General features: G+C 69.9%; 4 protein-coding genes. 3 read left to right on the top strand and 1 reads right to left on the bottom strand.

Annotated features, from left to right (window positions below):
- Nucleotides 1-94: 94 nt before the first annotated feature.
- Nucleotides 95-1,366 (top strand): MFS transporter, encoded by a 1,272-nt coding sequence (locus tag K2Z83_RS10875; RefSeq protein WP_220595207.1) that lies wholly within the window; start codon nt 95-97, stop codon nt 1,364-1,366.
- A gap of 122 nt (nt 1,367-1,488) precedes the next feature.
- On the opposite strand, the gene K2Z83_RS10870 is transcribed toward K2Z83_RS10875, so the two are convergent.
- Entirely contained in the window at nt 1,489-2,115 is a 627-nt protein-coding gene (locus K2Z83_RS10870; RefSeq protein ID WP_255603758.1) for a TlpA disulfide reductase family protein, read from the bottom strand.
- 188 nt (nt 2,116-2,303) lie between these two features.
- Here K2Z83_RS10870 and K2Z83_RS10865 point away from each other — a divergent pair, with 188 nt between their 5' ends.
- Together K2Z83_RS10865 and K2Z83_RS10860 are read left to right on the top strand one after the other, a co-directional pair.
- Nucleotides 2,304-2,918 (top strand): cupin domain-containing protein, encoded by a 615-nt coding sequence (locus K2Z83_RS10865; protein WP_220595206.1) that lies wholly within the window; start codon nt 2,304-2,306, stop codon nt 2,916-2,918.
- Nucleotides 2,919-3,064: 146 nt separating this feature from the next.
- A partial coding sequence (locus tag K2Z83_RS10860; RefSeq protein WP_220595205.1) for a vitamin K epoxide reductase family protein occupies nt 3,065-4,100 on the top strand: 1,036 nt, incomplete at its 3' end.

Raw genomic sequence — 4,100 nt, 5'->3', positions numbered from 1 at the left:
GTACCCAGCGCTTATTCGCGCTCGTAAAACCTTTCTGTGGCCCGCTCGCTTTGGTAGCGCGGCCCCTGCTGCGCCCCAACTAAGGATCTCGCAGATGCAACCACAACCACCACAGGGCGCGCGCGTGCGCCTGGTGCGCCTGCTGGGCGGCTTCCGCGCCCTGCGCGTGCGTAACTACCGGCTCTACTGGATCGGCCAGCTTGTCTCGATGACCGGCTCCTGGGTGCAGGTCACGGCCCAGGCACTGCTGGTGCTCAGTCTGACCAGCTCGCCGCTGGCGATCGGCCTGGTGGCCACCTTCCAGTTCCTGCCGGTGATGCTGCTCTCGCTCTTCGGCGGCGTGGTCGCCGACCGCGTGCCGCGCTACCGCATGATCCTGGTGACGCAGACCCTGGCCATGATCCTGGCGGCGATCTTCGGAGCGCTGGTCGGCTCAGGCCTCATCCAGATCTGGCACGTCTACCTGCTGGCCCTGCTCCAGGGCGTGGTGAACGCCCTGGACACGCCGGTGCGCCAGGCCTTCGCCGTCGAGCTGGTGGGCCGCGAGGACCGGCCGAACGCGGTGGCGCTGAACTCGATCGTCTTCAACGGCTCGCGGATCATCGGCCCGGCCCTGGCCGGCCTGCTGATCGGCCCGCTGGGCATCGCCGCGATGCTCTACCTGAACGCGGCCAGCTTCCTGGCGGTGCTGCTGGGCCTGCTGCGCATGGATGTCAGCCAGATCGTGCAGGGGCCGCGCCGCCCGGCCCGCGTGCTCAGCCAGCTGCGCGAGGGGCTGGCCTACACCTGGCGCACCCCCGAGGTGCTGCTGGTGATGATCCTGATCGGGGCGATCGGCACCTTCGGCTATAACTTCAGCGTGACCCTGCCGCTGATCGGCGGGTTCATCCTGCACACCGACCCGGCCAGCTACGGGCTGCTGGGGTCCTTCCTCGGCCTCGGCTCGCTCGCGGCGGCCATCGCCAACGCCTACATGGGCAGCTTCACCCCCCGGCGCATGATCATCGCCGCGGCCGCCTTCAGCCTCCTGCTGGGCGGCGTGGCGGCCAGCAGCACCTTCGCCATCTCGTCCGCCCTGCTCTTCGCGCTCGGCTTCGCCGGGATCAGCTTCACCACGGCGGCCAACACGGTCATCCAGCTGCGCGTGCCCGACGACCTGCGCGGCCGGGTGAGCAGCCTCTACTTTATGCTCTTCGCCGGCAGCACGCCGATCGGCGGCCTGCTGATCGGCGGCGCCGCCAGCCTCTTCGGCGTGCCCAACGCCCTGCTGCTCTGCGCCGTCCTCTGCCTAATTGGAGTGGGCGCGGCCGTCGTCTACCAGCGCAGCATCCCGCGCGATCCGGCGGCCGAGCAGCTCCCGGCGTAGCGGACTCGCCCCTGGCCTCACACCAGCTGAAATTGAGCAAGCCACATACGCGCCGCCGCCAGAGCGCGTTGGAACGCCATGCGCGGCAATCTGCAATCCAAAATCTGCAATCTGAAATGGGATCACTCGGCCAGCAGGCGCTCGACCTCGCTGGCGATCACCGCATCGGACATGGCCCCTCGGTAGACGGCGCGCACCACACCCTGGCGGTCGATGAAGAAGCTGGAGGGCAGGCCGCTGGCCCGGTAGGCCGCGTGGACGCGACCGTCGTCGAGCAGGGCCGGGAAGCTTAGGCCGCGCGCGGTGAAGAAGTCCGTCACATTTGCGGGCTGCTCGTTAGCCGTCACCGCCACCACCGTGAAGCCCTGGCCCGCGTAGCGCGCGTAGGCCGCCTGGATCGCCGGCATCTCGGCGCGGCACGGCGGGCACCAGGTGGCCCAGAAGTTCACCAGCACCACCTGGCCGCGCAGCCCCTCCAGGCTGACCGGCACGCCCTCCGGCGTCGATAGGCTGAAGGTCGGGGCCAGCTTGCCCACCTCCGGGGCCATGTCGGAGGGGACGCTGGCGACGGGGCGGGCGACCGTCGTCCCGATCAGGGCGACCACGCCGACCATGATGGCGATCGCGGCCAGCCCCCAGGCGGGGCGGGCGAGCAGCCGCCGGGCGAGCCCCCGCCGAGGCGCGGCGCGCCCGCGCTGCCCGCGCGCCCCGTCTCGATCCGATGTGTCGTGCGTAACGTGCTGTCGCATATATGTCCTGCCTATCTCGTGGCGCCGCCGACTCTTCGATGCAGCGCCCCTGCCCGTGGTTACGGGCAGGGGCGTTGTCGCGTGGCAACTGTCTCAGTGGAGACGTTAACGCATGGGCTGGCGGCGATCGCCTAAAATACTAGGTGCCGCCGCCAATATGTTACGCGGCACGCCGGGAGGAGCCACCGATGCGAAAGACAACCGGGCCATCGCTCAGCGCGCGCGATCTGCACGCGCCTGAGGCCCACGACACAGCCCCCGCGGGGATCATCGACGTGGGCAGCCGGCTGCGGACGCTGCGCGAGGCGCGGCAGCTCTCGATCCGGGCGCTGGCCGAGATGAGCGGCCTGGCCGTCAACACGCTCAGCCTGATCGAGAACGGCAAGACCTCGCCCAGCGTCAGCACGCTCCAGCAGATCGTCGTCGCCCTCGGCATCCCGATCAGCACTTTCTTCGAGGCCGAGCAGCCGCGCAGCCGGCTGGTCTTCCTCAAGACCAGCCAGCAGCAGATGACGGCGCTCACCCACGGCACCCTGGCGGACCTCGGCGCGGGCATGTCGCAGCGGAGGATCGAGCCGCTGCTGATCACCCTTGAGCAGGGCGCGGGCAGCGGGCCGCAGCTGATCGCCCACCCCGGCCAGGAGTTCATCCTCTGTCTGGAGGGCCGGGTCACCTACACCGTCGAGGGCCAGCGCTATGAGCTTGACCCTGGCGACAGCCTGCTCTTCGACTCGACGATGCCGCATAGCTGGGAGAACACCGAGGAGCTCCCGGCGCGCGCCCTGCTCGTGCTCTGTCCGTGATGTTGTGTGGCAATAGACATACGTAATGCTGTCACCCTGAGCGAAGCGAAGGGTCCCGACCGGGATTCTTCGCTTCGCTCAGGGTGACAGGGCGCCCTCACAGCGTTACGTCTGCGGTATTGCCTTATATGGAACCAGGAGACTCTATGTACCGATCCCATAAGCTATCGGCTATCGGCTATGTCATCGCCCTACTCGCCGGCCTGCTCGCCCTGCTCGGCGCGGGCGCGGCCCATGCCGCCGACCCGGCCGTCCACGCGGTGCTCTTCTTCTCGCCGACCTGCCCCCACTGCCACATCGTCATGGAGCAGGTGCTCCCGCCGCTCCAGGAGCACTACGGCGACCAGCTGCGCATTCTCACCGTCGATGTCACCCAGCCCGACGGCCAGACGCTCTACCAGGCGGCGGTCACGACGTTCGAGATCACCGAGGATCGGCTCGGCGTGCCGGCCCTGGTGCTCGGCCAGGAGGTGATGGTGGGCAGCGAGGAGATCCCCGCACGGCTCCCGGCCATGATCGTGGCGATTCTGTCGGCCGGCGGCAACGGCTGGCCGGCGATCCCTGGCCTCGACGCGCTGGTCGGCCCGGACACGACGCAGGCCGATCTGGCGCCCGCGAGCGCCCCTGCGCTGAGCCCCTTCCAGCGCGACCCGCTGGCCAACGGGCTCGCCGTCATCCTGCTGCTGGCGATGCTCACCGCGGTGCTGTCGGTGCTCTTCAGCGCCCGACCGCCCTTCGCGCGGCCGCTGCCGGCCTGGCGCGAGCAGGCCGTCCCGGCCCTCGCGATCATCGGCATGGGCGTGGCCTTCTACCTGGCCTCGGTGGAGCTGAGCGGCGCGCAGGCGGTGTGCGGGCCGGTGGGCGACTGCAACACGGTGCAGCAGAGCCCCTACGCCCGCCTGTTCGGCGTGCTGCCGATCGGCGTGCTGGGCATCGTCGGCTATGTCGCCATCCTGGCGGCCTGGGCGCTGCGCCGGGCCGGCGGGGGAGTCGCCGACATCGCGGCGAGCGCCCTCCCCGCGCTGGCCCTCCTCGGCACCCTGTTCTCGATCTACCTGACCTTCCTGGAGCCCTTTGTGATCGGGGCGACCTGCATGTGGTGCCTCACCTCGGCCGCCCTGATGACGGCGCTGCTGCTGATCACGACGCAGCGGCAGCCGCGCGCGGCGCGGCGCGGCCGGC

This window comes from Oscillochloris sp. ZM17-4, from assembly GCF_019599295.1.
Taxonomy (GTDB): domain Bacteria; phylum Chloroflexota; class Chloroflexia; order Chloroflexales; family Chloroflexaceae; genus Oscillochloris.
This window is presented reverse-complemented; position numbering and strand designations above follow the sequence as displayed.